This window comes from Mesorhizobium sp. DxT, from assembly GCF_058448885.1.
The window spans coordinates 45,189-64,601 of sequence record NZ_JBZFLJ010000011.1 but is presented as its reverse complement, the minus strand read 5'-3'; the positions used below and the strand labels follow the sequence as shown (position 1 = coordinate 64,601).

General features: G+C 64.3%; 21 protein-coding genes. 6 read left to right on the top strand and 15 right to left on the bottom strand.

What is annotated here, in order from left to right; all coding sequences use genetic code 11:
• Positions 1 to 4 precede the first annotated feature (4 nt).
• A complete protein-coding gene (locus ACVJNE_RS19430) occupies positions 5 to 1,573 on the top strand; it encodes a glycosyltransferase family 39 protein (protein WP_499568254.1) in 1,569 nt (522 codons plus the stop codon).
• A gap of 43 nt (positions 1,574 to 1,616) precedes the next feature.
• Here the strand turns inward: ACVJNE_RS19430 and ACVJNE_RS19425 are convergent, their stop codons facing one another.
• Positions 1,617 to 2,642: a glycosyltransferase family 2 protein gene (locus tag ACVJNE_RS19425; RefSeq protein WP_499568253.1), complete on the bottom strand. Its 1,026-nt coding sequence runs from the start codon at positions 2,640 to 2,642 to the stop codon at positions 1,617 to 1,619.
• 135 nt (positions 2,643 to 2,777) lie between these two features.
• On the opposite strand from ACVJNE_RS19425, the gene ttcA reads away from it, so the two are divergent.
• A complete protein-coding gene (gene ttcA / locus ACVJNE_RS19420) occupies positions 2,778 to 3,632 on the top strand; it encodes a tRNA 2-thiocytidine(32) synthetase TtcA (protein ID WP_499568251.1) in 855 nt (284 codons plus the stop codon).
• On the opposite strand, the gene ACVJNE_RS19415 is transcribed toward ttcA, so the two are convergent.
• From ACVJNE_RS19415 to ACVJNE_RS19395, 5 genes are all read right to left on the bottom strand, one after another.
• Positions 3,629 to 4,870 carry a multidrug effflux MFS transporter gene (locus tag ACVJNE_RS19415; protein WP_499568249.1) on the bottom strand — a complete coding sequence of 414 codons (1,242 nt, stop codon included), beginning with the start codon at positions 4,868 to 4,870 and terminating at the stop codon, positions 3,629 to 3,631. The two genes, ttcA and ACVJNE_RS19415, sit on opposite strands and share 4 nt — an antisense overlap.
• Positions 4,871 to 4,975: 105 nt before the next feature.
• The gene (grxD, locus tag ACVJNE_RS19410; protein ID WP_173191637.1) at positions 4,976 to 5,311 is read right to left on the bottom strand and encodes a Grx4 family monothiol glutaredoxin; all 336 of its coding nucleotides are present in this window, start codon (positions 5,309 to 5,311) and stop codon (positions 4,976 to 4,978) included.
• An 87-nt stretch (positions 5,312 to 5,398) separates the two neighbouring features.
• A complete protein-coding gene (locus tag ACVJNE_RS19405; protein WP_368803145.1) occupies positions 5,399 to 5,632 on the bottom strand; it encodes a BolA/IbaG family iron-sulfur metabolism protein in 234 nt (77 codons plus the stop codon).
• A gap of 14 nt (positions 5,633 to 5,646) precedes the next feature.
• Entirely contained in the window at positions 5,647 to 7,848 is a 2,202-nt protein-coding gene (purL, locus tag ACVJNE_RS19400) for a phosphoribosylformylglycinamidine synthase subunit PurL (RefSeq protein ID WP_499568247.1), read from the bottom strand.
• Positions 7,849 to 7,985: 137 nt separating this feature from the next.
• Positions 7,986 to 9,389, bottom strand: a complete 1,404-nt coding sequence (locus ACVJNE_RS19395) for an aminotransferase-like domain-containing protein (RefSeq protein ID WP_499568245.1) — start codon at positions 9,387 to 9,389, stop codon at positions 7,986 to 7,988.
• Positions 9,390 to 9,479: 90 nt separating this feature from the next.
• On the opposite strand from ACVJNE_RS19395, the gene ACVJNE_RS19390 reads away from it, so the two are divergent.
• Positions 9,480 to 9,725: a DUF1127 domain-containing protein gene (locus ACVJNE_RS19390; protein ID WP_499568243.1), complete on the top strand. Its 246-nt coding sequence runs from the start codon at positions 9,480 to 9,482 to the stop codon at positions 9,723 to 9,725.
• A gap of 4 nt (positions 9,726 to 9,729) precedes the next feature.
• Here ACVJNE_RS19390 and ACVJNE_RS19385 read toward each other — a convergent pair whose 3' ends face one another.
• The 4 genes from ACVJNE_RS19385 to purC are packed head-to-tail and all read right to left on the bottom strand — an operon-like array spanning position 9,730 to position 11,849.
• The gene (locus ACVJNE_RS19385) at positions 9,730 to 10,095 is read right to left on the bottom strand and encodes a hypothetical protein (RefSeq protein ID WP_499568486.1); all 366 of its coding nucleotides are present in this window, start codon (positions 10,093 to 10,095) and stop codon (positions 9,730 to 9,732) included.
• Between the two features lie 29 nt (positions 10,096 to 10,124).
• On the bottom strand, positions 10,125 to 10,793 hold the full coding sequence (gene purQ / locus ACVJNE_RS19380) for a phosphoribosylformylglycinamidine synthase subunit PurQ (protein ID WP_499568241.1): 669 nt from the start codon (positions 10,791 to 10,793) through the stop codon (positions 10,125 to 10,127).
• Position 10,794: 1 nt separating this feature from the next.
• Positions 10,795 to 11,037: a phosphoribosylformylglycinamidine synthase subunit PurS gene (gene purS, locus ACVJNE_RS19375; RefSeq protein ID WP_421925358.1), complete on the bottom strand. Its 243-nt coding sequence runs from the start codon at positions 11,035 to 11,037 to the stop codon at positions 10,795 to 10,797.
• 20 nt (positions 11,038 to 11,057) lie between these two features.
• Entirely contained in the window at positions 11,058 to 11,849 is a 792-nt protein-coding gene (gene purC / locus ACVJNE_RS19370; protein WP_173191627.1) for a phosphoribosylaminoimidazolesuccinocarboxamide synthase, read from the bottom strand.
• Positions 11,850 to 12,108: 259 nt separating this feature from the next.
• On the opposite strand from purC, the gene ACVJNE_RS19365 reads away from it, so the two are divergent.
• Both ACVJNE_RS19365 and ACVJNE_RS19360 read left to right on the top strand, forming a co-directional pair.
• Positions 12,109 to 12,429, top strand: a complete 321-nt coding sequence (locus ACVJNE_RS19365) for a DUF1476 domain-containing protein (RefSeq protein WP_499568238.1) — start codon at positions 12,109 to 12,111, stop codon at positions 12,427 to 12,429.
• A gap of 109 nt (positions 12,430 to 12,538) precedes the next feature.
• A complete protein-coding gene (locus ACVJNE_RS19360; protein ID WP_499568484.1) occupies positions 12,539 to 13,309 on the top strand; it encodes an HpcH/HpaI aldolase family protein in 771 nt (256 codons plus the stop codon).
• 4 nt (positions 13,310 to 13,313) lie between these two features.
• Here the strand turns inward: ACVJNE_RS19360 and ACVJNE_RS19355 are convergent, their stop codons facing one another.
• Positions 13,314 to 13,862, bottom strand: a complete 549-nt coding sequence (locus ACVJNE_RS19355) for an RBBP9/YdeN family alpha/beta hydrolase (RefSeq protein WP_499568482.1) — start codon at positions 13,860 to 13,862, stop codon at positions 13,314 to 13,316.
• Between the two features lie 141 nt (positions 13,863 to 14,003).
• On the opposite strand from ACVJNE_RS19355, the gene ACVJNE_RS19350 reads away from it, so the two are divergent.
• On the top strand, positions 14,004 to 14,900 hold the full coding sequence (locus ACVJNE_RS19350; protein WP_499568236.1) for a VOC family protein: 897 nt from the start codon (positions 14,004 to 14,006) through the stop codon (positions 14,898 to 14,900).
• A gap of 202 nt (positions 14,901 to 15,102) precedes the next feature.
• On the opposite strand, the gene purB is transcribed toward ACVJNE_RS19350, so the two are convergent.
• The 4 genes from purB to ACVJNE_RS19330 all read right to left on the bottom strand — a co-directional run bounded on the left by purB (position 15,103) and on the right by ACVJNE_RS19330 (position 19,357).
• Positions 15,103 to 16,410: an adenylosuccinate lyase gene (gene purB / locus ACVJNE_RS19345; RefSeq protein WP_499568234.1), complete on the bottom strand. Its 1,308-nt coding sequence runs from the start codon at positions 16,408 to 16,410 to the stop codon at positions 15,103 to 15,105.
• A 77-nt stretch (positions 16,411 to 16,487) separates the two neighbouring features.
• Positions 16,488 to 17,213 (bottom strand): DUF2259 domain-containing protein, encoded by a 726-nt coding sequence (locus tag ACVJNE_RS19340; RefSeq protein ID WP_499568232.1) that lies wholly within the window; start codon positions 17,211 to 17,213, stop codon positions 16,488 to 16,490.
• Positions 17,214 to 17,274: 61 nt separating this feature from the next.
• Positions 17,275 to 18,288, bottom strand: a complete 1,014-nt coding sequence (locus ACVJNE_RS19335) for a P1 family peptidase (protein WP_499568231.1) — start codon at positions 18,286 to 18,288, stop codon at positions 17,275 to 17,277.
• A gap of 4 nt (positions 18,289 to 18,292) precedes the next feature.
• Positions 18,293 to 19,357 (bottom strand): branched-chain amino acid ABC transporter substrate-binding protein, encoded by a 1,065-nt coding sequence (locus ACVJNE_RS19330; RefSeq protein WP_499568229.1) that lies wholly within the window; start codon positions 19,355 to 19,357, stop codon positions 18,293 to 18,295.
• Positions 19,358 to 19,413 lie beyond the last annotated feature (56 nt).

The window sequence follows — 19,413 nt, the reverse complement described above, 5'->3', positions numbered from 1 at the left end:
ATCGATGGCGGAACCACGCACCGAACCGGTCTCCGCCATCGGCGCCCGAGGGCTTTTGAGCCCTCCGGGCGGTGTGTCGTTGTGGGTGCTGGTCCTGCTGGCCGTCTATGTCGGCTTCTGGACCATCCAGCGCGACTTCGCCCAGTACAATCTCGACCGCCACGGCGACATGGTCGAGAATTTTGCCTGGGGCATTACCTGGCAACTCGGATACCAGAAGCATCCGCCGCTCTTCGGCTGGATCACGGCGCTCTGGTTCGAGATATTCCCGCGCACCAACGCGGCCTATTATCTTCTTTCGACCGTGAACATGGCCGTGACGGCATGGGCGATGTGGCTCGTGTCGCGGCGGTTCCTGACGGAATGGCAGCAGGTCATCGCGGTGGCGATGATCTTCGTGATGCCGCCGCTCAGTTTTCACGCGCTGGACTACAACGCCAATGCGGGCATGATGCCCTTCTGGACGCTGGCATTCCTGTTCTATCTGCGGACGATCGAGAAGCAGAGGCTGCTGGACGCCTGCCTGACCGGGCTGTTCTGCGGGCTGGCGATGCTGGTGAAATACCACTCGCTGGTGCTCGCTGCCGCGCTTGCCGCGCACATGATCTGGGATCGCGAGACAAGGCCCTTGCTCAAGACGGTGCTGCCGTGGGCGGCAACGGCAATCGGTGCGCTCGTGGTTACGCCGCATGCATGGTGGGTGGTGCAATCGGGCTTCAGGACCGTTACCTATGCCGCCGAGCAGGGCGACGGAACATTTGGATCCGCCGTAGGCAGTGCCGCTGACTTCGTCATCGCCTTCCTGCTCTATTCGCTGCCGGGCGTGATCGTCGCACTTCTCTACTGGCGCAAGAGGCCCGAGCGATCCATCATCTCGATGCCGGAAGGCTGGCGCGGCCTGACCGCGACGCGGCAAGGGCGGGCACTGCTCTTCATCGGTCCAGGCTCGCTCGTTCTCACCATCCTATTCGCGCTGACGCTCAGCGCGCAGCTTTCCTCGCTGTGGGTGATACCGTTCTTCTTCACCGTACCGATCCTGCTGGCGCTCGCGGTTTCGCCGAGCAACGCCGTTCATTTCTGGTATGCTGCGCCTGCGACGGTGATCGTCTTCTGCGCGATCATGTCGGCCGTGACACCATGGCTGCGCGGCGACCTGCTGGAGCGCGCGACGTCCAACACCGTGGAGCCGGTTGCCGAGCTTGCCACGCTGGTGCAGGACCGCTGGCGCGAGGAAACGGGCTCGCGGCTCGCCATCGCGGCGTCGCCGGTCGATTTCCTCGCGAACAGCCTGTCCTTCTACGCGTCCGATACGCCTTACGCGGTCGAGGGCAATCTCGAGACTTCGCCGTGGGTGACGCAGGGAGACATCGAGCGCCAGGGCGCCGTCTTCATCTGCCGTGCGCCATCGCAAGCAAGTGGTTGCGATGCCGCCGCCGCGGGGCTTTTGGGGCGCGTCGATTCAACTGCCGAACTGACCCTTCCCGCGGTGGAAGGTGCGGGCGGGCCGTCGCGCTGGGAATACAGCGTTTTCTTCCGTTATCCCGAGACGGCGGAACCTGCCTCGGAAGGCTGAGGGTCTCGACCCGTCAGCCTGCGACATCGCCTCGGCCAGCCGTTTATCGTTCGCTCTGTTTCTCCGGCTTGCGGACCCTTGCACGTGGTCTGCGCTTTTCAGAAGACGGGATGCCGTGCACGTCGCGCACGACGTAGAGCGGCCGGCCGCGCACCTCCTGCGAGATACGGCCGACATATTCGCCCATGATGCCCAGCGATAGAAGGTTGAGGCCGCCGAGGAGCAGGATGACGACCATTGTCGAGGCGTAGCCCGGGGTGTCCGCGCCCCAGATCATCGTGCGGACGACGAGAAACCCTGCGTAGATGAAGGCGCAGAGGCCGATCAGCAGCCCGGCAACGCTCCAGATGCGCAGTGGGGCGGTGGTCGAGGCAATAAGCCCGTCGAGCGCAAAGCGGATCAGCCGGCGGTACGACCACTTGGTTTCGCCATGCAGCCGGGCAGGGCGCTCATACTCGACATCGACATTTCGATAGCCGACCCAGGAATAGAGCCCCTTTGTGAAACGGGACCCTTCGGCGAGCGTGTTCAATGCATCGACGACAGCCCGGTCGAGCAGCCGGAAATCGCCGACATTGCGCTTGATGGGAATGTCGGAAGCCGCGTTGTAGAGCCTGTAGAAAAGCCTGGCGGTCGAACGCTTGAACCAGGTGTCCTCGCGCCGGCTGGAGCGCACGCCGTTGACGACCTCCGCGCCCTCGAGCCAGGCTTCCACCATGGCAGGAACGACTTCAGGCGGATCCTGCAGGTCCACGTCCATCGGGATCACGGCATCGCCGTCAACATGGCTCAACCCTGCCGCCAGAGCAGCCTCCTTGCCGAAGCTACGGGACAGGCGAATGAGCTTGATGGACGGATTGCGTTCGCCGGCCGCGATCGTGATGCGGGCGGTGTCGTCCGAACTGCCGTCGTCGATAAAGACGATCTCATAAGGACGTCCGCCGAGCCTGTCGCGACACACCGCCTCCAGAATCGGCACCGTGCGCTGGAGGAACGCGGGAATCGCGTCTTCCTCGTTGAGCACCGGCACGATGACGGACAGGGCGGGAGATTGCGATGCTTTGGCCATGCGGGATTTGTTTCCAGAGGCTTCGTCGGGGGCTCTTAACAGCGGCCAGCTATCCCCGCAACAACCGTCTCGCGCGTTGCACGGCGCGGACGGCTGTGCTTTGTGGCCCAATCAGCAAACAGGCCTCGAGGCGAGATGCAGACGCTCAAAGTGAAGCAGCACGAACCGGACGACGGCGGAACGGCCGATTTCGCCCTGTTCCGCAACGCGCCGTCGTCGGTCGAGTTCAACAAGCTGCGCAAGCGGCTGCTGCGCGATACGCGACAGGCTCTCGAAGATTTCTCGATGGTGAAGCCGGGCGAACGCTGGCTGGTGGCGCTTTCGGGCGGCAAGGATTCCTATGGCCTGCTGGCGATCCTGCTCGATCTCAAATGGCGGGGGCTGCTGCCGGTCGAGCTTCTGGCCTGCAATCTGGATCAGGGGCAGCCGAATTTTCCCAAGCACATCCTCCCGGATTACCTCACGTCCATCGGGGTCGAGCACCGGATCGAGTATCAGGACACGTATTCCATCGTCACCGACAAGATCCCGGAAAACCGCACCTACTGTTCGCTGTGCTCGCGGTTGCGGCGAGGGCATCTCTACCGTGTGGCGCGCGAGGAGGGATGCGCCGCGCTGGTGCTGGGGCACCACCGCGAGGACATTCTGGAGACCTTTTTCCTCAACCTGTTTCACGGCGGGCGACTGGCTGCCATGCCGCCCAAGCTCGTCAATGATGAGGGAGACCTCACCGTCCTGCGGCCGCTCGCATACTGTGGTGAGGCGGATCTGGCGCGATTCGCCGAGGCGATGGCGTTCCCGATCATTCCCTGCGACCTGTGCGGCAGCCAGGACGGGCTGCAACGCAACGCGATGAAAGCGATGCTGGAGGATATCGAACGCCGGATGCCGGGGCGCAAGGACACGATGATCCGGGCCCTTGGCCATGTGCGGCCAAGCCATCTGCTCGACCGCACGTTGTTCGATTTCGCCGCGCTCGGCAGCAGCTAAACGGGCGGATTCTGGGACTGGAACAGCCGCCCCTTCTCGGCGATCAGCACCATGACGAGCGCGAAGGCGGCGGCGAAGAAATAGCCTGCCGCCATGGGCATGACCGTGCCGTCGAACGCCTGGCCGATCGCCGCGCCGATCAGCCCACCGCCGACCGTCTGCAGAAAGCCCTGCACCGACGATGCGGTGCCGGCGACGTGGCCCAGTGGCTCCATCGCCAGCGCGTTGAAATTGGCACCGATCCAGGCAAACTGCACCATCGCCAGAGCGAAAATGGTGACGAAGGCCCAGAGCGGCATCGAGCCGAACAGGGTCAGCACCAAGGCAAAGGCCGTCACCAACGTGAAACCCAGCAAGGCGCCGTGCGCCAGGCGCCGCATGCCGAAACGGCCGACCAGTCGCGAATTGAGGAAGGACGAGACGGCCATCAGGCCGGCAACGGCAGCGAAATAGACCGGGAACATCGCGCCGACGCCGTAGATCCCCACGTAGATCTGCTGGGACGAGTTGATGAAGCCGAACAGCGCGCCGAAGATCGCCGTCAACGCGATAGTGTAGCAGACCGCCGGGCGGTTGGTAAGAACGATACGGAAACCGTCGGCGATCACCCTGACGGTGAACGGGCGTCGGAACTCGTCGTGGAGCGTCTCGGGCAGTCTGAACAGCACCCAAAGCGTGATCGCAAGCGACACGACCGTCATGAATACGAAGATCATGTGCCATTCCGAAAAAAGCATGATCACCTGTCCGATGCCCGGAGCGATCACGGGCACGATCATGAACACCATGAACACCAGCGACATCACTTCCGCCATGGCGCGGCCGCCGTAGACATCGCGCACGACCGACATCGCGATGACGCGGGTCGAGGCAGCACCCAGGCCCTGGATGAAGCGCAGCGCGAGAAGGCCCCCAAAACTGGGCACGAATACGCAGACTGCTGCCGCCCCGACATAGATGAAGAGGCCGACAAGCAGCGGCGTGCGGCGTCCGAAGCGATCGGAAATCGGCCCGAAGAAAAGCTGGGCAAGGCCAAAACCGGTGATGTAGGCGGTGATGACATACTGGCGCGCGTTTTCATCGGCGACGCCCAGGCTGGCGCCGATCTCTTGCAGGCCCGGCAGCATGATGTCGATGGCGAGCGCATTGAGCGCCATCAGCCCGGCGGCAATGGCGATAAGTTCCCAGCGCGGGATGGCGAGCGCCGGCGTTGGCGCCGTCGAGGCTGTTTGGTCCATGGCAATTGTTCCAGACGATGATCGAAAAAAAGAAATGCGCCGGCGGGCCGGCGCATACTCGTCGTGGAACCCCGGAAACCGGGATTCGGATATGTTAGTGGCGCGTCAGGCTGCGCCGCGGACGGTTACGCCCTTTTCGGTCATGAAGCCCTGAAGCTCTCCGGCCTGGAACATCTCGCGGATGATGTCGCAGCCGCCGACGAATTCGCCCTTCACGTAAAGCTGCGGGATCGTCGGCCAGTTGGAATAGTCCTTGATGCCCTGGCGAAGTTCGTCAGACGTCAGAATGTTGACGCCCTTGTAGTCGACGCCGAGGTAATCGAGAATCTGCACCACCTGACCCGAAAAGCCGCACTGCGGGAAGCCGGGCGTGCCCTTCATGAAGAGCACCACGTCGTTGCTCTTGACTTCGTTGTCGATGAATCCGGCGATCTCGCTCATCTGGCTCGTCCTTTCTGGCCGGGTTCAAGGCCCGGCGGAATGTTTGGCTTGCCCCTATCTATTGCACAAGCGTGCGGGGCGCAATGTTCAGTCGGGTATGCTGGTCTGCAGGGCCAGGGCGTGCAGGACGCCGCCCATGTTGCCCTTCAGCGCTTCGTAGACCATCTGGTGCTGCTGCACGCGGCTCTTGCCACGGAAGCTCTCGGCGACGACTTCGGCGGCATAGTGGTCTCCGTCGCCGGCAAGATCGCGGATCGTGACGACGGCGTCCGGAATGCCTTCCTTGATCAGCCGTTCGATCTCGTGCGCGTCCATTGCCATTGCAAATACCCCGTTTACTGCCCCATGAAGGCCGGAAACCAGCCCTCATGCGCCGTCTTCAGTTCTGCTACCGATATGGCACGGGCCATGCCGAGCTTCAAGGATGCGCCGGCCGTCGTGCCGATCCGCACACAGGCGATGCCGGGCTCGGCGGCAAGCGCGGCAAATGCGTCTTCGGGCATCGTGAGCACGTAGCGCCCCTGATCCTCGCCGAAGAACACTTCGACCGCATTGCCTTCCGGCGCGGTGATCTCGGCGCCGATGCCGGAGGCCATCGCCATTTCGGCGAGCGCGACGGCGAGCCCGCCGTCCGAACAATCGTGCGATGCGGTCGCGATGCCGCTGCGGATCAGCTTGCGAACGAAGTCGCCCGCGCGCTTTTCATGGGCCAGGTCCACAGGCGGCGGCGGGCCTTCGCGGCGCCCGAGAACGTCGCGCAGCAGCGCGGACTGGCCGAGATGCCCGCCCCACGGTCCCGGCGCGCCGACCAGCACGATGGCTTCGCCTTCGGCGGCAAAGCCGATGCGCGCCATCTTCGACCAGTCGTCGATGAGTCCGACGCCGCCGATCGTCGGAGTCGGCAGGATGCCGCGGCCGCTGGTCTCGTTGTAGAGCGAGACATTGCCCGAAACGATCGGGAACTCGAGCGCGCGGCACGCTTCACCGATGCCCTTGATGGCATGGACAAGCTGACCCATGATTTCGGGCCGCTCGGGATTGCCGAAATTAAGGTTGTCGGTCGCCGCCAGCGGCAGCGCACCGGTGGCGCTGAGGTTGCGCCAGCATTCGGCTACGGCCTGCTTGCCGCCCTCGAAAGGACCGGCCTCGCAATAGCGAGGATTGACGTCGGACGAGAAGGCGAGCGCCTTCGTGTCGTGACCCTCGACGCGGACGACACCGGCGTCGCCGCCGGGAAGCTGCAGCGAGTTGCCCTGAATCAGGGTGTCGTACTGTTCCCACACCCAGCGGCGCGACGACTGGTTCGGCGAGCCGAGCAGCGAGAGAAGCGCGTCGGCGATGTCGAGCTCCGGCAGATCGGCGCTCGAAAGCGGGGCAGGGACCTTCGGCTCCACCCACGGCCGATCGTATTCGGGCGCTTCGTCGCCCAGTTCCTTGATCGGAAGGTCCGCGACCTCCTCGCCCTGATGGAAGACGCGGAAGCGCAGGTCGTCGGTGGTCTCGCCGACAATCGCGAAATCGAGACCCCATTTGCGGAAGATCGCTTCGGCTTCCTGCTCCTTTTCCGGCCGCAGCACCATGAGCATGCGCTCCTGGCTTTCCGACAGCATCATCTCGTAGGCCGACATGCGCTCCTCGCGCACCGGCACCCTGTCAAGATCGAGACGGATGCCGAGGTCGCCCTTGGCGCCCATCTCGACGGCGGAGCAGGTCAGGCCCGCTGCGCCCATGTCCTGAATGGCGATGACCGCACCGGACGCCATCAGCTCGAGGCAGGCCTCCAGCAGACATTTTTCGGTGAACGGATCGCCCACCTGCACCGTCGGGCGTTTCTCCTCGATGGATTCATCGAATTCGGCCGACGCCATCGTCGCGCCGCCGACGCCGTCACGGCCGGTCTTGGCGCCGAGATAGACAACGGGGAGCCCGACGCCCGATGCCTTCGAGTAGAAGATCGCGTCCGTGTCGGCGAGGCCCGCTGCAAAGGCATTGACGAGGCAGTTGCCGTTGTAGCGGGCATCGAACTGCACTTCGCCGCCCACCGTCGGGACGCCGAACGAATTGCCGTAGCCGCCGACGCCGGCGACCACGCCTGAAACGAGGTGGCGGGTTTTGGGATGGTCAGGCTCGCCGAAGCGCAGTGCGTTCATGGCAGCGACCGGGCGCGCGCCCATGGTGAACACGTCGCGCAGGATGCCGCCGACGCCGGTGGCCGCGCCCTGATATGGCTCGATGTAGGAGGGGTGGTTGTGGCTCTCCATCTTGAAGACCACGGCCTGCCCGTCGCCGATGTCGACCACGCCGGCATTTTCACCGGGGCCCTGGATGACGCGCGGCCCGGAAGTCGGCAAGGTCCGCAGCCACTTCTTCGAGGATTTGTAGGAACAGTGCTCGTTCCACATCGCCGAGAAGATACCCAGCTCCGTGAAGCTCGGCTCGCGGCCGATCAGGTCGAGGATGCGCTGATATTCGTCCGGTTTGAGGCCGTGTGCGGCAACGAGTTCCGGCGTGATCTTGACGTCGTTGGGGATGGTCATAGGCAGCGGTCGGTTCCGGTGAGAAGGCCTGATGAGTCTCAGGGCTCCCCATAGCGCGTGCGGCTGCAAGGATACAGTCGTCTGGAGCCGAAAAACGTCGAAAACCGCAGAAATTGCAGCGTCTGGGTGCGGGGCATTCAGCCGTAGCTGTCGTAACCCGCCATCGGATTGTCGAGCAGCGAGCGCAGCCGATTGAAGCCATCCTCGGCGTCGGCACGCGGCAGCGACGAAAAGCCGACGCGCACGCGATGGTAAACCTGCTCGGTGCGGCCGCTCTTGAATTCGTCCTCGTCGTCGATCAGCACACCCTCATTGGCGGCCGCCTGTCGAAAGGTTCCTGACAGCCATGGCTCCGCCAGTTTCAACCACAGGAACGGCGCATGACGGTGGGAGGCAAAGTCGTGGCCGGCAAGGAGCTCGCGGGCGCGTTTTTCGCGTAGCTGAAGCTCCGCCGCGACGCGGGAGCGGATTGCATCGGCTTGACCGGAGAGCACGAGGCGCGCGGCTAGCTCGATCATCAGGAACGGGTTTCCGCCCGTCAGCATCTTGTAGGCAACCTGCACGCGGGGAGCGAGATGCGGCGGGCACGCGACCCAGCCGGCACGAACGCCTGCCGCCACCGTCTTGGACAGGCCGCCGACGTGGAACGTACGCTCCGGGGCCAATTCGGCGATCGAGACCGGCTGGTCGTCGAGCAGGGCCGCGTAGATCGCGTCTTCCACCAGCCAGACATTGTGCTTGCGTGCGATTTCGACGATCGCCCGCCTGCGGCTTTCGGGCATGACCGCCAGCGTCGGATTGTGCAGACCGGGAATGAGGAAGACCAGCTTCGGGTGCTGCTGCGCGCAGAGCCGCTCGAAATCGCCGGGGTCGGTACCATCCCCGTCTGCACCGATTGATACTATGCGCCGGCCGATGAGGTTGGCGCTGCGCGCGATCGACGAATAGGTGAGCTGGTCGAACGCAATCCGGTCGCCCGGCGCCGTCACGGCAGCGATCACGGCGAGAATCCCCGCATGGCCGCCAAGCGTGGGCACGATCGTTTCCGGCGATGGCCTCCACGCGCCCGTCGCCAGCCAGCGGGTTCCCGCGTCGAGCCAATCGGGGGCAGGGGCCCGCACATAGTTCACGATGGCATCGGGATGTTGACGGACGATCTGGTGGCCAAGCTCGCCGATGATCGACGCCTGGCCCACCTCGGGCGCTGCGGTGCTGTCCATGCGCAGCTTGTCGTCGCCCGGGATCGCGCTGCGCGTACCACCGAAGGAAGGCGCAATTGGAACCGTGGCCGGCTCGCCTTGGCCGAGAACATATGTGCCGCGCCCTACCTCGCCGCTGACAAGGCCGCGCTCGCGCAGCAGACCGTAGGCACGACCGACGGTTCCGATTGTCACCCCGAGATCGTAGGCGAGGTCGCGCTGCGGCGGTAGCTTGGCGCCGGCCGGCAGGACGCCCTGGCCGATATCGGCCTCGATGCGGTCGGCGAGCCGTGCATAGAGCGGGCCGGAACCGTGTGAAAGGTCGGGGAGCCAATTTGTCATGGTGTCAATTTCGTATATTGCACCCCATTGAGAGTCAATCCAAATACCGCATCGGGCCATCAAGCGCGGCTTGGACCAAGGACTGGTACAATGAAGACAATTCATGCAATGCAGAAGAACAATGCGCCAGAGATCGTCACTCTGCGCCGCTGGAGGCAAGAGTATCTACGCCGGGTCGCCGGCGCCTTCTGGCGCGCGATACGTGGGATCAGCTTCCGGGCCGAGCGTCAGCGCAGTCGTCGCCTGCTGCTCGAGATGACCGATGCGCAATTGAAGGACATCGGCGTTTCGCGACCCGATGCGGCAAGGGAAGCCAGGCGGGCGATCTGGGATTAGGTTTTCAGGCGCAGGCGCTGTCGCCGCCGGACCAGCGGCGCACATCGCCCGCGATTCGCGAGCCGTTCGGCTGTTCAAGCAGCGGACCGAAGGTGGTGACAGCACCGGCGCTACCTTCCGCCTGAACCACCAGCAGCGGCTTGCCGCCGAAATTGCCCTTGGGAACCAGCAGGAAGCGCGGCCTGCCGCTGAACGAGTTCAGTTCGTTTGCAAAGCTGTAGTCGCGGAACGTCGGATCGCCGCTGGCAAACCAGCAACGATGGGCTGCAATCGCCACCTGCTCCATGTTGCGAAGAGCCGCGCTTTTCCCGTTGCTCGGGGTGCTCGTGTCGCGAGATTCCGACTGACAGCCGGCGGCCAGCGTGAGCATGGTCAGAACAGCGACGCCGGCGGCCAGCTTCACGCGGCGGCTCCCAGCACACTTTCGAACAGCGCGCGCCCATCGTGGCCGCCGTGCGCGGCCTCGATCAGGTTTTCAGGGTGCGGCATCAGGCCAAGCACGTTGCCGGTCCCGCTCACGATGCCGGCAATGTCGTTGATCGAGCCGTTGGGGTTGGTCCCCTCGGCATAGCGGAACACGACCTGGCCTTCGCCCTCGATGCGGGCGAGCGTTTCCGGATCGGCGAAATAGTTGCCGTCGTGGTGCGCGACGGGACAGCAGATGATCTGGCCCGGTGCGTAGCCGCTCGTAAAGGCGGTGTTGGCGTTTGCGACCTGAAGCTTCACTTCGCGGCAGACGAATTTCAGCGATGCGTTGCGCATCAACGCACCCGGCAGCAGGCCGGCTTCGAGCAGAATCTGGAAGCCGTTGCAGACGCCCATCACCATGACGCCGCGTTTTGCCTGCTCGGCGACGGCGCGCATGACCGGCATGCGCGCGGCGATCGCGCCGCAGCGCAGGTAATCGCCGAAGGAGAAGCCGCCAGGAATGACGATCAGGTCGACATCCGTGATCTCGGTGTCGGTCTGCCAGACGGTTCGGGGCGGCTTGCCGCCGATCTTGGTCAAGGCCGCGATCATGTCGCGGTCGCGATTGAGGCCGGGGAGAAGGACGACGGCGGCTTTCACCTCAAGCGAGCTCCACCTGGTAGTTCTCGATCACCGTGTTGGCGAGCAGCTTCTCGCACATCGCCTTGAGGTCGGCTTCGGCCTTGGAGCGGTCGGCGCCTTCCAGTTCGAGGTCGAAGACCTTGCCCTGGCGCACTGAGGCGACGCCGGAAAAATCGAGCGCGCCGAGCGCGCCCTCGATTGCCTTGCCCTGCGGGTCGAGGACGCCGTTCTTGAGGGTGACGGTCACTCGGGCCTTGATCATATCTGCACGTTTCCCGGCGGTTAGTGGACGCTGCCCTTGTCGGGCTTGGACGAGACGAGAACAGGTCCTGTCGGGCGCGGCGGCTCGTTCTCGTTCATGATGCCCAGACGGCGGGCGACTTCCTGATAAGCCTCGACGAGGCCGCCCATGTCGCGGCGGAAACGGTCCTTGTCGAGCTTGTCGTTCGTGGCGGTGTCCCAGAGACGGCACGAATCGGGCGAAATCTCGTCGGCGAGAATGATCCGCATCATGTCGCCTTCGTAGAGCCGGCCGAACTCGACCTTGAAGTCGACAAGCTGGATGCCGACTCCTAGGAAGAGACCGGACAGGAAGTCGTTGACGCGGATGGCGAGCGCCATGATGTCGTCGATTTCCTGCGGGCTCGCCCAACCGAATGCCGTGATGTGCTCTTCGGAGACCATCGGGTCGTCTAGCGCGTCGGCCTTGTAGTAGAATTCGATGATCGAGCGCGGCAGAACCGTGCCTTCCTCGATGCCCAGCCGCTTGGCGAGGGAGCCGGCGGCGATGTTGCGCACCACCACCTCGAGCGGGACGATCTCCACCTCCTTGATCAACTGCTCGCGCATGTTGAGCCGCTTGATGAAGTGAGTCGGTATGCCGATGCGGTTAAGGTGGGTGAAGATGTGCTCGGAAATGCGGTTGTTGAGCACGCCCTTGCCGTCGACCACTTCGTGTTTCTTCTTGTTGAAGGCGGTGGCGTCGTCCTTGAAGAACTGGATCAGGGTGCCAGGCTCGGGTCCTTCATAGAGGATCTTTGCCTTGCCTTCGTAAATGCGTCGGCGACGGTTCATGGCGATCTCTGTCTTGCGAGCCGTGCGGGGCAGGGCTCCTGTTGCGAGGCCCGCGTGGCTCGGGCTTGCGGAATATAGCGGCTCTCTAGCGCAATCGCACGGTTTCCTCAATCGGCATTTCCCCGGCTGTCGACCTATCCAATGCCAAATGCCGCAGCGGCGAAGGCCAACTGCGTATTGACCGCGGGGCAGCCATTTGGTTTGAGGAACGGGAACATAATTCGGCGTCTGGATTCGACGCCCAGCCGGAGGATGCCCCATGGCCAGCATGGACGACCGCGAGAAAGCATTCGAAAACAAGTTCGCCCACGACGAGGAACTGAAGTTCCGCGCCATGGCCCGCCGCAACAAGATGCTGGGCCTGTGGGCGGCCGAGAAGCTGGGCAAGACGGGCGAGGCTGCCGAGGCCTATGCCAAGGAAGTGATCAACTCGGACTTCGAGGAAGCCGGCGATCACGACGTTTTCCGCAAGGTCCGCAAGGATTTCGACGATGCGGGTGTCGACCAGTCGGATCACCAGATTCGCCGCACCATGGACGAATTGCTCGATCAGGCGGTCGAACAGGTCCGTAAGTCCTGAACCACGATCGCGATGCATGAAGAACCGCCCGCTTGCCGGGCGGTTTTTCTTTGCCCCGTGGTCGGCGATCTGGTTCAATCGGGCCCCACGCCACGAGGATTTCTCATTCATGTCGCTCGCATCGCGCCTGTCAGCAGGCGAAACCGTATTCACCGCCTGGTCCGGGGTTCCCGACGCCTTCACCGTGGAGGCTCTGGCCGGCGGGCCATTCGATGCGGTGACGCTCGACATGCAGCATGGCGGGCACCACGAGGACAGCGTTCTGCGTGCGCTGCTGCCGATCACGGCGGCAGGCAAGCCTGGCCTTGTGCGCATTCCCGTGGGGCGGTTCGACATGGCCAGTCGCGCGCTCGATTTCGGGGCCGAAGCCGTCATCGCGCCGATGGTCAATTCGCTGGAGGATGCCAGGCTCTTCGCCGCAGCGATGAAATATCCGCCAATCGGCCAGCGTTCGTGGGGGCCGACCTATGCGATGTCGCGCGGAAAGACTGCCGATTCGGCGGCCTGGCTGGCCAATGCCAATGCCGAGACGCTTGCGTTTGCAATGATCGAGACCCGCGAGGCGCTCAAGATCCTGGACGACATTCTTGCCGTGCCGGGCATCGACGGGGTGCTTGTGGGGCCGTCCGACTTTTCGATCGCCTGGAGCAACGGCGCGACGATGAACCCCGGCCTGGAAGACATGATGCAGGCGATCGGCGACATCGGGCAGCGCACGCGCGCCGTGGGCAAGCATGCCGCGATCTACGTCGTCGATCCGGCGCTTGTCGGCCGTTATGTCGAAATGGGCTTCAGGCTGATCGCGATGGGCAACGAGGCGCGCTACATGGCATTGGGCGCGGGCATGCTGATCGAAGCCGCACGGACGTCGATCAAGTAGCCGCTCAGAGCCTCGACATGAAATGCGCGAAGGTCAGCGAGCCTTCCGGCCACGGACCATGGCCCGATTCCGCGTTCAGGTGACCGGATTCGCCGGCGTCGATGAATAGCGAACCCCAGGCGGCCGCGATGTCCTCTGCAACCTCGAACTTGCAGAACGGGTCGTTGCGGCTGGCGACGGTGATCGACGGAAACGGCAGTGGATCGCGCGGATATGGTCCGAACGTCATCAGGTGCTTCGGGCGGATCGCCGGATTGGCGACATCGGGCGGGGCGACGAAGAAAGCGCCGGCCACCGCCTTGCCGCTTTCGGCAAGCGCATGGATTGCCGTCGGGATGCCGAGCGAGTGGGCGACCAGCACGACGGGGCGCTCAGCCTGGTCGATGGCCCGGGCCGTGGCCGCCACCCAGTCGTCGCGCACCGGCTTGGACCATTCGGCCTGCTCGACACGGCGGGCGGTCGACAGCTTCTGTTCCCAGCGCGATTGCCAGTGGTCGGGCCCCGAATTGGTGTAGCCCGGTATGATGAGTATGTCTGCGTCCTTGACCTTCATGGGCGGCCATGTAGCGAGCCTGCCGGCCGGTTGCAACAGTCGGCTGTCGGTGAACGGCGTGTCGCCGGAAGCATGCTTGCGCATGCCATTGCGGTGCACGATCTTTGCTGCAACCAACAACGTCTCAAGGGACATTGACGGATGAAACTCACGAGACGCCAGATGACGGGTGGCATCGCCGCGCTTGCGGTCACAGCAAGCGCGTTGCCGGCCCGAACGGAGACAGCAATGGAAAACCTTCCCTTTGCGGCCACCACCCCGGTGAGTATCGGCCGCGTCGGACTGATGGCGCGCGACGGCTCGCGTGTTGCCGATTACTACAAATCGGTCCTCGGCCTTACGGAGCTTCGCCGTGCCGGCAATATCGTCGTGCTTGGCGCCGGCGATCGTGAATTGCTTGAAATCGAGGAATCGTCGACGCTTCGTCAGGATGATCCGCGTTCCGCGGGACTTTTCCACACGGCCTTTCTGCTGCCAACGCGCAAGGATCTCGCGCGCTGGACCCGACATGCCATCGAGACACGCATTCCGGTGGACGGTGCCTCAGACCACTTGGTGAGCGAGGCGATCTACCTGACCGACCCCGAAGGCAACGGCATCGAGATTTATGCCGACCGGCCGCGCGAAAGCTGGATTTTCGACGGTCCGTCGGTGCGGATGGCCACCGAGGCTCTGGATGTTGCCAACCTCATGGGCGAACTTTCAAGCGACGAGCCTGAATGGAAGGCTGCGCCTGACGGAACCGTCGTCGGCCACGTGCACCTGCGCGTCGGCGATGCGCAGGCCGCCGAACAGTGGTGGAGGGACGAGCAAGGCTTCGACACGATGCAAAGCCTTGGCGGGCAGGCGGTGTTCCTGTCTTCAGGCGGCTATCACCACCATATCGGGGCCAATTCCTGGCGGAGCAGGGGCGCAGGGCCGCGTGAAATGGATCGAACCGGGCTTGGCTTCGTGGAGCTGTTATCGAAGGACGCAACGGCGGAAACCGCTTCGCGCGACCCTTGGGGCAACGAAATCAGGGTGCTGCCGGCCAGGTGATTCTGCCGCTGAGAGAGGAATATGTCGTGCGTCCTTCGAGGCTCGCTGCGCTCGCACCTCAGGATGAGGACGGTGGTCTGTCGAACCCGCACATGGCTGGCTCGATACATCTCGACAGAACCGGGGTTGATGCACAACATCCCTCATCCTGCGGTGCGAGCGGAGCGAGCCTCGAAGGACGCACCGGCCGGCGGTGCAGCCCTCAGCTTTCGCCGAAAACGCGCTTGAAAATCGTGTCGACGTGCTTGGTGTGGTAGCCGAGGTCGAATTTCTCACGAATGACGTCTTCCGGCAGTGCGGCGCGAACGTCGGCGTCGGCCAGCAGCTCCTCGAGGAAGTCCGCCCCGTGCTCCCACACCTTCATCGCGTTGCGCTGGACGAGACGGTAGGAATCCTCGCGTGAAACGCCTGCCTGTGTAAGCGCCAGCAGCACCCGCTGGGAGTGGATCAGCCCGCGGAACTTGTTCATGTTCTTCAGCATGTTGTCCGGGTAGACAAGGAGCTTCTCGACCACGCCTGTCAGCCGCGCCAGCGCGAAATCGAGGGTGATCGTGGCATCCGGCCCGATCATGCGCTCGACCGACGAATGCGAGATGTCGCGCTCGTGCCAGAGCGCCACGTTTTCCATCGCAGGCAGCGCCATGCCGCGCACCAGACGGGCGAGGCCGGTCAAGTTCTCGGTCAGGACCGGATTGCGCTTGTGCGGCATGGCCGACGAGCCCTTCTGGCCCGGCGAGAAATATTCCTCGGCTTCAAGCACTTCCGTCCGCTGCAGATGGCGGATTTCGGTTGCCAGCCGCTCGACCGACGAGGCGATGACGCCGAGCGTGGCGAAGAACATCGCGTGGCGGTCGCGGGGGATGACCTGGGTCGACACCGGCTCGGGCGTCAGACCGAGCTTTTCGGCGACATGTTCCTCGACGCGCGGATCGATGTTGGCGAAGGTGCCGACCGCACCGGAAATGGCGCAGGTGGCGATTTCGGAGCGGGCATGGACGAGGCGCTCGCGGCAGCGCTCGAACTCCGCATAGGCCTGCGCCAGCTTGACGCCGAAGGTCGTCGGCTCGGCATGGATGCCGTGGCTGCGGCCAATGGTGACGGTGTCCTTGTGCTCGTAAGCGCGCTTCTTGAGCGCCGCCAGCAACGCGTCGAGATCGGCCAGCAGCAGGTCGGCCGCGCGCGAAAGCTGAACCGAGAGGCAGGTGTCGAGCACGTCGGACGATGTCATGCCCTGATGGATGAAACGCGAATCCGGCCCGACAAATTCGGCAAGGTGGGTCAGGAAGGCGATGACGTCATGCTTGGTCTCGCGCTCGATCTCGTCGATGCGCTCGACGTCGAACTTCGCCGCGCCGCCTTTTTCCCAGATGGTCCTGGCTGCTTCCTTCGGGATGACACCGAGTTCGGCAAGCGCGTCGCAGGCGTAGGCTTCGATCTCGAACCAGATCCTGAACTTGGTTTCCTGCGACCAGATGGAAACCATTTCTGGTCGCGAATAGCGCGGGATCATGAGGCTCGTCCTGACTGCGTGGGAAGGATGCGCGCTCCCTAACAGAGCTGCGCGGATTCCTCAACGCGACAGTTCGCTCAGAGTTTGCCGGGCACCGCTATCCAGCGGTGATCCGGTCCCTCGAAGCCGACGGAGCGAACCGCGATCAGCGCCGCGAAGACCGGATCGCCGCCTTCGGGAAAGAACGTCTGGATTGCCCCGATGCGGTAGCCGAGCGGACAGTTGCGGCTAGATGGAATGGATGTGTCCTCATGCAGCAGCGAAGCCGCCTCGCCGGGCGCGACGCCGACCCGGATCAGGCGGTAGCCCATCACGGTGCCAAAAGATTCGCAGAGTTCAGGACCTTCAAGCGCGAATTCCTCGAGGCGCAGCTCGAGCGGCGTATCGATTGCCGGGAAGACAGCGCGCGGATTGACCGCCATACGGTGAGGATCGCCGGACAATTCCGTGACCGGGCTGGCACCCGCGGTGAGGCCACGATTGGCCTCGAGCTCGGCCTGCGATGCGATCGCCTCGCCCTGCGAACGCGCCTGCGCGCGCGCATCGTCTAGGGACGCGGTTTCGTCATCGATGCGCACGCGGATCGGTGTGCCGGGCAGGAAGCTGTCCGTTGCCGTGTCGATGTAGAACCGGTTGGCATAAGGGAAGCCCGAGCCGTCCTGGATACCGAACTCCTCGAACGCGAAGACGCCGCCATTTGCGGTGAAGCCGAGAATGTTGAGTTCGGCAGTGTCCCCGGCGCGCGCCGATACGGCGCAGAACTGCGTGGCGGCAAAGATGGCAATGGCTGCGAACAGTCTCATCGGGGCTCTCCATCGGGTTTCAGGATGAGGATGGCCCGCAAACGTGCAAACGGCAAGCCATTCAGCCGCGGCGCGAGCTCCAGACGGGAAAGAGATCGTTTTCGGCGGGGGTGGCGGCGTGAACAGCGCGCGCGATCGCGCGTGCCATCGTTGAGCCAGCCACCGCTGAAAGCTCCATTGCGCCGAGTTCATCCAGCTCGATGCCGCTGGCGCCGGTCGAAAGCGCGAAGACGAGATCGCCGTCGGCTGGCGTATGGGCAGGCCAGATGGCACGCGCGAAACCGTCGTGGGCGGCGACCGCGAGGCGCTTTGCTGCCGCCTTGGGCAGGACCGCATCGGTGGCGATGACCGCAATCGTGGTGTTGCCGCCCGGTTGCGGTTCCGCGTCGAACTTCCAGCGTATGTCGGCTGCGTCGGGCGGCAGCGGCGAGGGCAGGCCCAGTCCGCCGAACTCGTTGCCGATCTCGAAGGGTGCCGCCCAGAAATGCGCCGAATGGCCGACTGTGACGGACCCGACGGGATTGGCCGCGACCAGAGCGCCGACCGTGATCCCGTTAGCGAGCGCCGTCGAGGCCGAGCCGAGCCCGCCCTTGAGGCCAGCGGACAACGCGCCGCAGCCGGCGCCCGTGCTGCCGAGCTCGAAATCGACGGATGCGTTGCGTGCCGCTGCGTAGCCGAGGTCGCGATAAGGCGGGTAGCGGCCCCAATCCTTGTCGCCGCCATTGATCAAGTCGAAAAGGATGGCCGCCGGTACGATCGGGACGCGCTGGCCGCGCACCTCGACGCCGACGCCATCCTCGCGAAGTGCGGCCTGCACGCCTGAGGCTGCGTCCAGCCCGAAGGCCGAGCCGCCTGAAAGGACCAGCGCATGGGTTTCCTTCAGCGAATTATGGGGCTCCAGCGCATCGGTTTCGCGCGTGCCCGGCGCGCCGCCCAGAACCTGAACGGCGGCGACGGCCGGGCGGTCTGGAACGACGACGGTTACACCGCTCTTAAGGCGGCCGTCCGCCGCATTGCCGACGCGCAACCCGGCGACATCCGTGATGAGGTTTTTCGGTCCGGTCCGGAAAGGCATGCAGTCACTCTACGGGAAGGAAGCGCTCGCCGTCGTAACGAAGGAGCTGGAACAGGTTCTCGGACAGATCGCCCTTGTCGTCGAAGGACAGAGTTCCGATGAGCGTATCGAAACTGCCGGTAGACAAGACATCGGCAATCGGCCTGTCCGCGGCGTCGGCGGTCGACATGGCCTGCGCGGCGATCTCCACCGAGACGTAGGAGGGAACGACGTAACCCTCGGGAATGACGCCTGCTTCCGTGAAGCGCTCGACCGCTTCCTCGTCAAGCATTTCGGCCCATTCCGGCAGGCCAATCATGAGCGTTCCGGGGGCCAATGGAATCTCGCCGGCAGCGCGCAACGCGTCGCCGCCGGCAATCGTCGGCTCGTAGTCAAGGCCTGCCGCATCACGTTGAATGATGGCGACATCGTCGCGCTCACCGCCGACGAAAATGTGAGTTGCGCCGGCTCGGCGCAGCCGCCCGACCAACCCGACCTGATTGTCCGACTGCGGACGGAATGTGTCGAAGAATACGGGTTGCAGGCCTGCCAGTTCTGCGGCCAGCCGCAGGGACTCGGCCAGTTCCCTGCCATAGATGGTTCCGTCGTCGACGATGGCGAAGAGTTCGTCGCGCCAGCGCGAAACGAGTATGTCAGCGACTGCCGCAAGCTCGGCGTCGGCGCGAGGGGCAGCCCGCCAGACTAGCCAATCCTCGCGTGTGCGCCGGTCGGTGATTCCGTTGTTGCGCACGCCGGAGGTTACGACCGGAATGCTGGCGTTGCGCAGCAGCGGCAATGCCGCCTCGAGCGCTTCCGAGCACAGGAAACCAACGGCGATCTGGACTTCTGCCTCTATGAAGGCGCGCGCGGCGCGCTCCCCGCCGGGTGCGTCGCAGGCGTCGTTTTCCGCGATCAATTGATGTCCGCCAAGGCGTGCGGCGATCTCTGCGCCATCGCGCATCTGCTGGCCCAGCAATGCGAGCTGCCCCTCGAGCGGTGCGGCAAGCCCGATCCGCTCCGCCGCCGCATAGCCGCTGCCCGCAAGCGCTAACGCGCAAGCCAGAAGCAGGGATTGGACCGGATGACGCATGAAGCTTTGCCGACGCCGTGAATTCGTGGAAAGTGCGTCAACTTGGTAAAGGCTGG

Coding starts and splice junctions, on each gene's coding strand:
- ACVJNE_RS19430 (WP_499568254.1), top strand. CDS start 5: ATGGCGGAACCACGCACCGAACCGGTCTCCGCCATCGGCGCCCGAGGG.
- ACVJNE_RS19425 (WP_499568253.1), bottom strand. CDS start 2,642: ATGGCCAAAGCATCGCAATCTCCCGCCCTGTCCGTCATCGTGCCGGTG.
- ttcA (WP_499568251.1), top strand. CDS start 2,778: ATGCAGACGCTCAAAGTGAAGCAGCACGAACCGGACGACGGCGGAACG.
- ACVJNE_RS19415 (WP_499568249.1), bottom strand. CDS start 4,870: ATGGACCAAACAGCCTCGACGGCGCCAACGCCGGCGCTCGCCATCCCG.
- grxD (WP_173191637.1), bottom strand. CDS start 5,311: ATGAGCGAGATCGCCGGATTCATCGACAACGAAGTCAAGAGCAACGAC.
- ACVJNE_RS19405 (WP_368803145.1), bottom strand. CDS start 5,632: ATGGCAATGGACGCGCACGAGATCGAACGGCTGATCAAGGAAGGCATT.
- purL (WP_499568247.1), bottom strand. CDS start 7,848: ATGACCATCCCCAACGACGTCAAGATCACGCCGGAACTCGTTGCCGCA.
- ACVJNE_RS19395 (WP_499568245.1), bottom strand. CDS start 9,389: ATGACAAATTGGCTCCCCGACCTTTCACACGGTTCCGGCCCGCTCTAT.
- ACVJNE_RS19390 (WP_499568243.1), top strand. CDS start 9,480: ATGAAGACAATTCATGCAATGCAGAAGAACAATGCGCCAGAGATCGTC.
- ACVJNE_RS19385 (WP_499568486.1), bottom strand. CDS start 10,095: ATGCTCACGCTGGCCGCCGGCTGTCAGTCGGAATCTCGCGACACGAGC.
- purS (WP_421925358.1), bottom strand. CDS start 11,037: ATGATCAAGGCCCGAGTGACCGTCACCCTCAAGAACGGCGTCCTCGAC.
- purC (WP_173191627.1), bottom strand. CDS start 11,849: ATGAACCGTCGCCGACGCATTTACGAAGGCAAGGCAAAGATCCTCTAT.
- ACVJNE_RS19365 (WP_499568238.1), top strand. CDS start 12,109: ATGGCCAGCATGGACGACCGCGAGAAAGCATTCGAAAACAAGTTCGCC.
- ACVJNE_RS19360 (WP_499568484.1), top strand. CDS start 12,539: ATGTCGCTCGCATCGCGCCTGTCAGCAGGCGAAACCGTATTCACCGCC.
- ACVJNE_RS19355 (WP_499568482.1), bottom strand. CDS start 13,862: ATGAAGGTCAAGGACGCAGACATACTCATCATACCGGGCTACACCAAT.
- ACVJNE_RS19350 (WP_499568236.1), top strand. CDS start 14,004: ATGAAACTCACGAGACGCCAGATGACGGGTGGCATCGCCGCGCTTGCG.
- purB (WP_499568234.1), bottom strand. CDS start 16,410: ATGATCCCGCGCTATTCGCGACCAGAAATGGTTTCCATCTGGTCGCAG.
- ACVJNE_RS19340 (WP_499568232.1), bottom strand. CDS start 17,213: ATGAGACTGTTCGCAGCCATTGCCATCTTTGCCGCCACGCAGTTCTGC.
- ACVJNE_RS19335 (WP_499568231.1), bottom strand. CDS start 18,288: ATGCCTTTCCGGACCGGACCGAAAAACCTCATCACGGATGTCGCCGGG.
- ACVJNE_RS19330 (WP_499568229.1), bottom strand. CDS start 19,357: ATGCGTCATCCGGTCCAATCCCTGCTTCTGGCTTGCGCGTTAGCGCTT.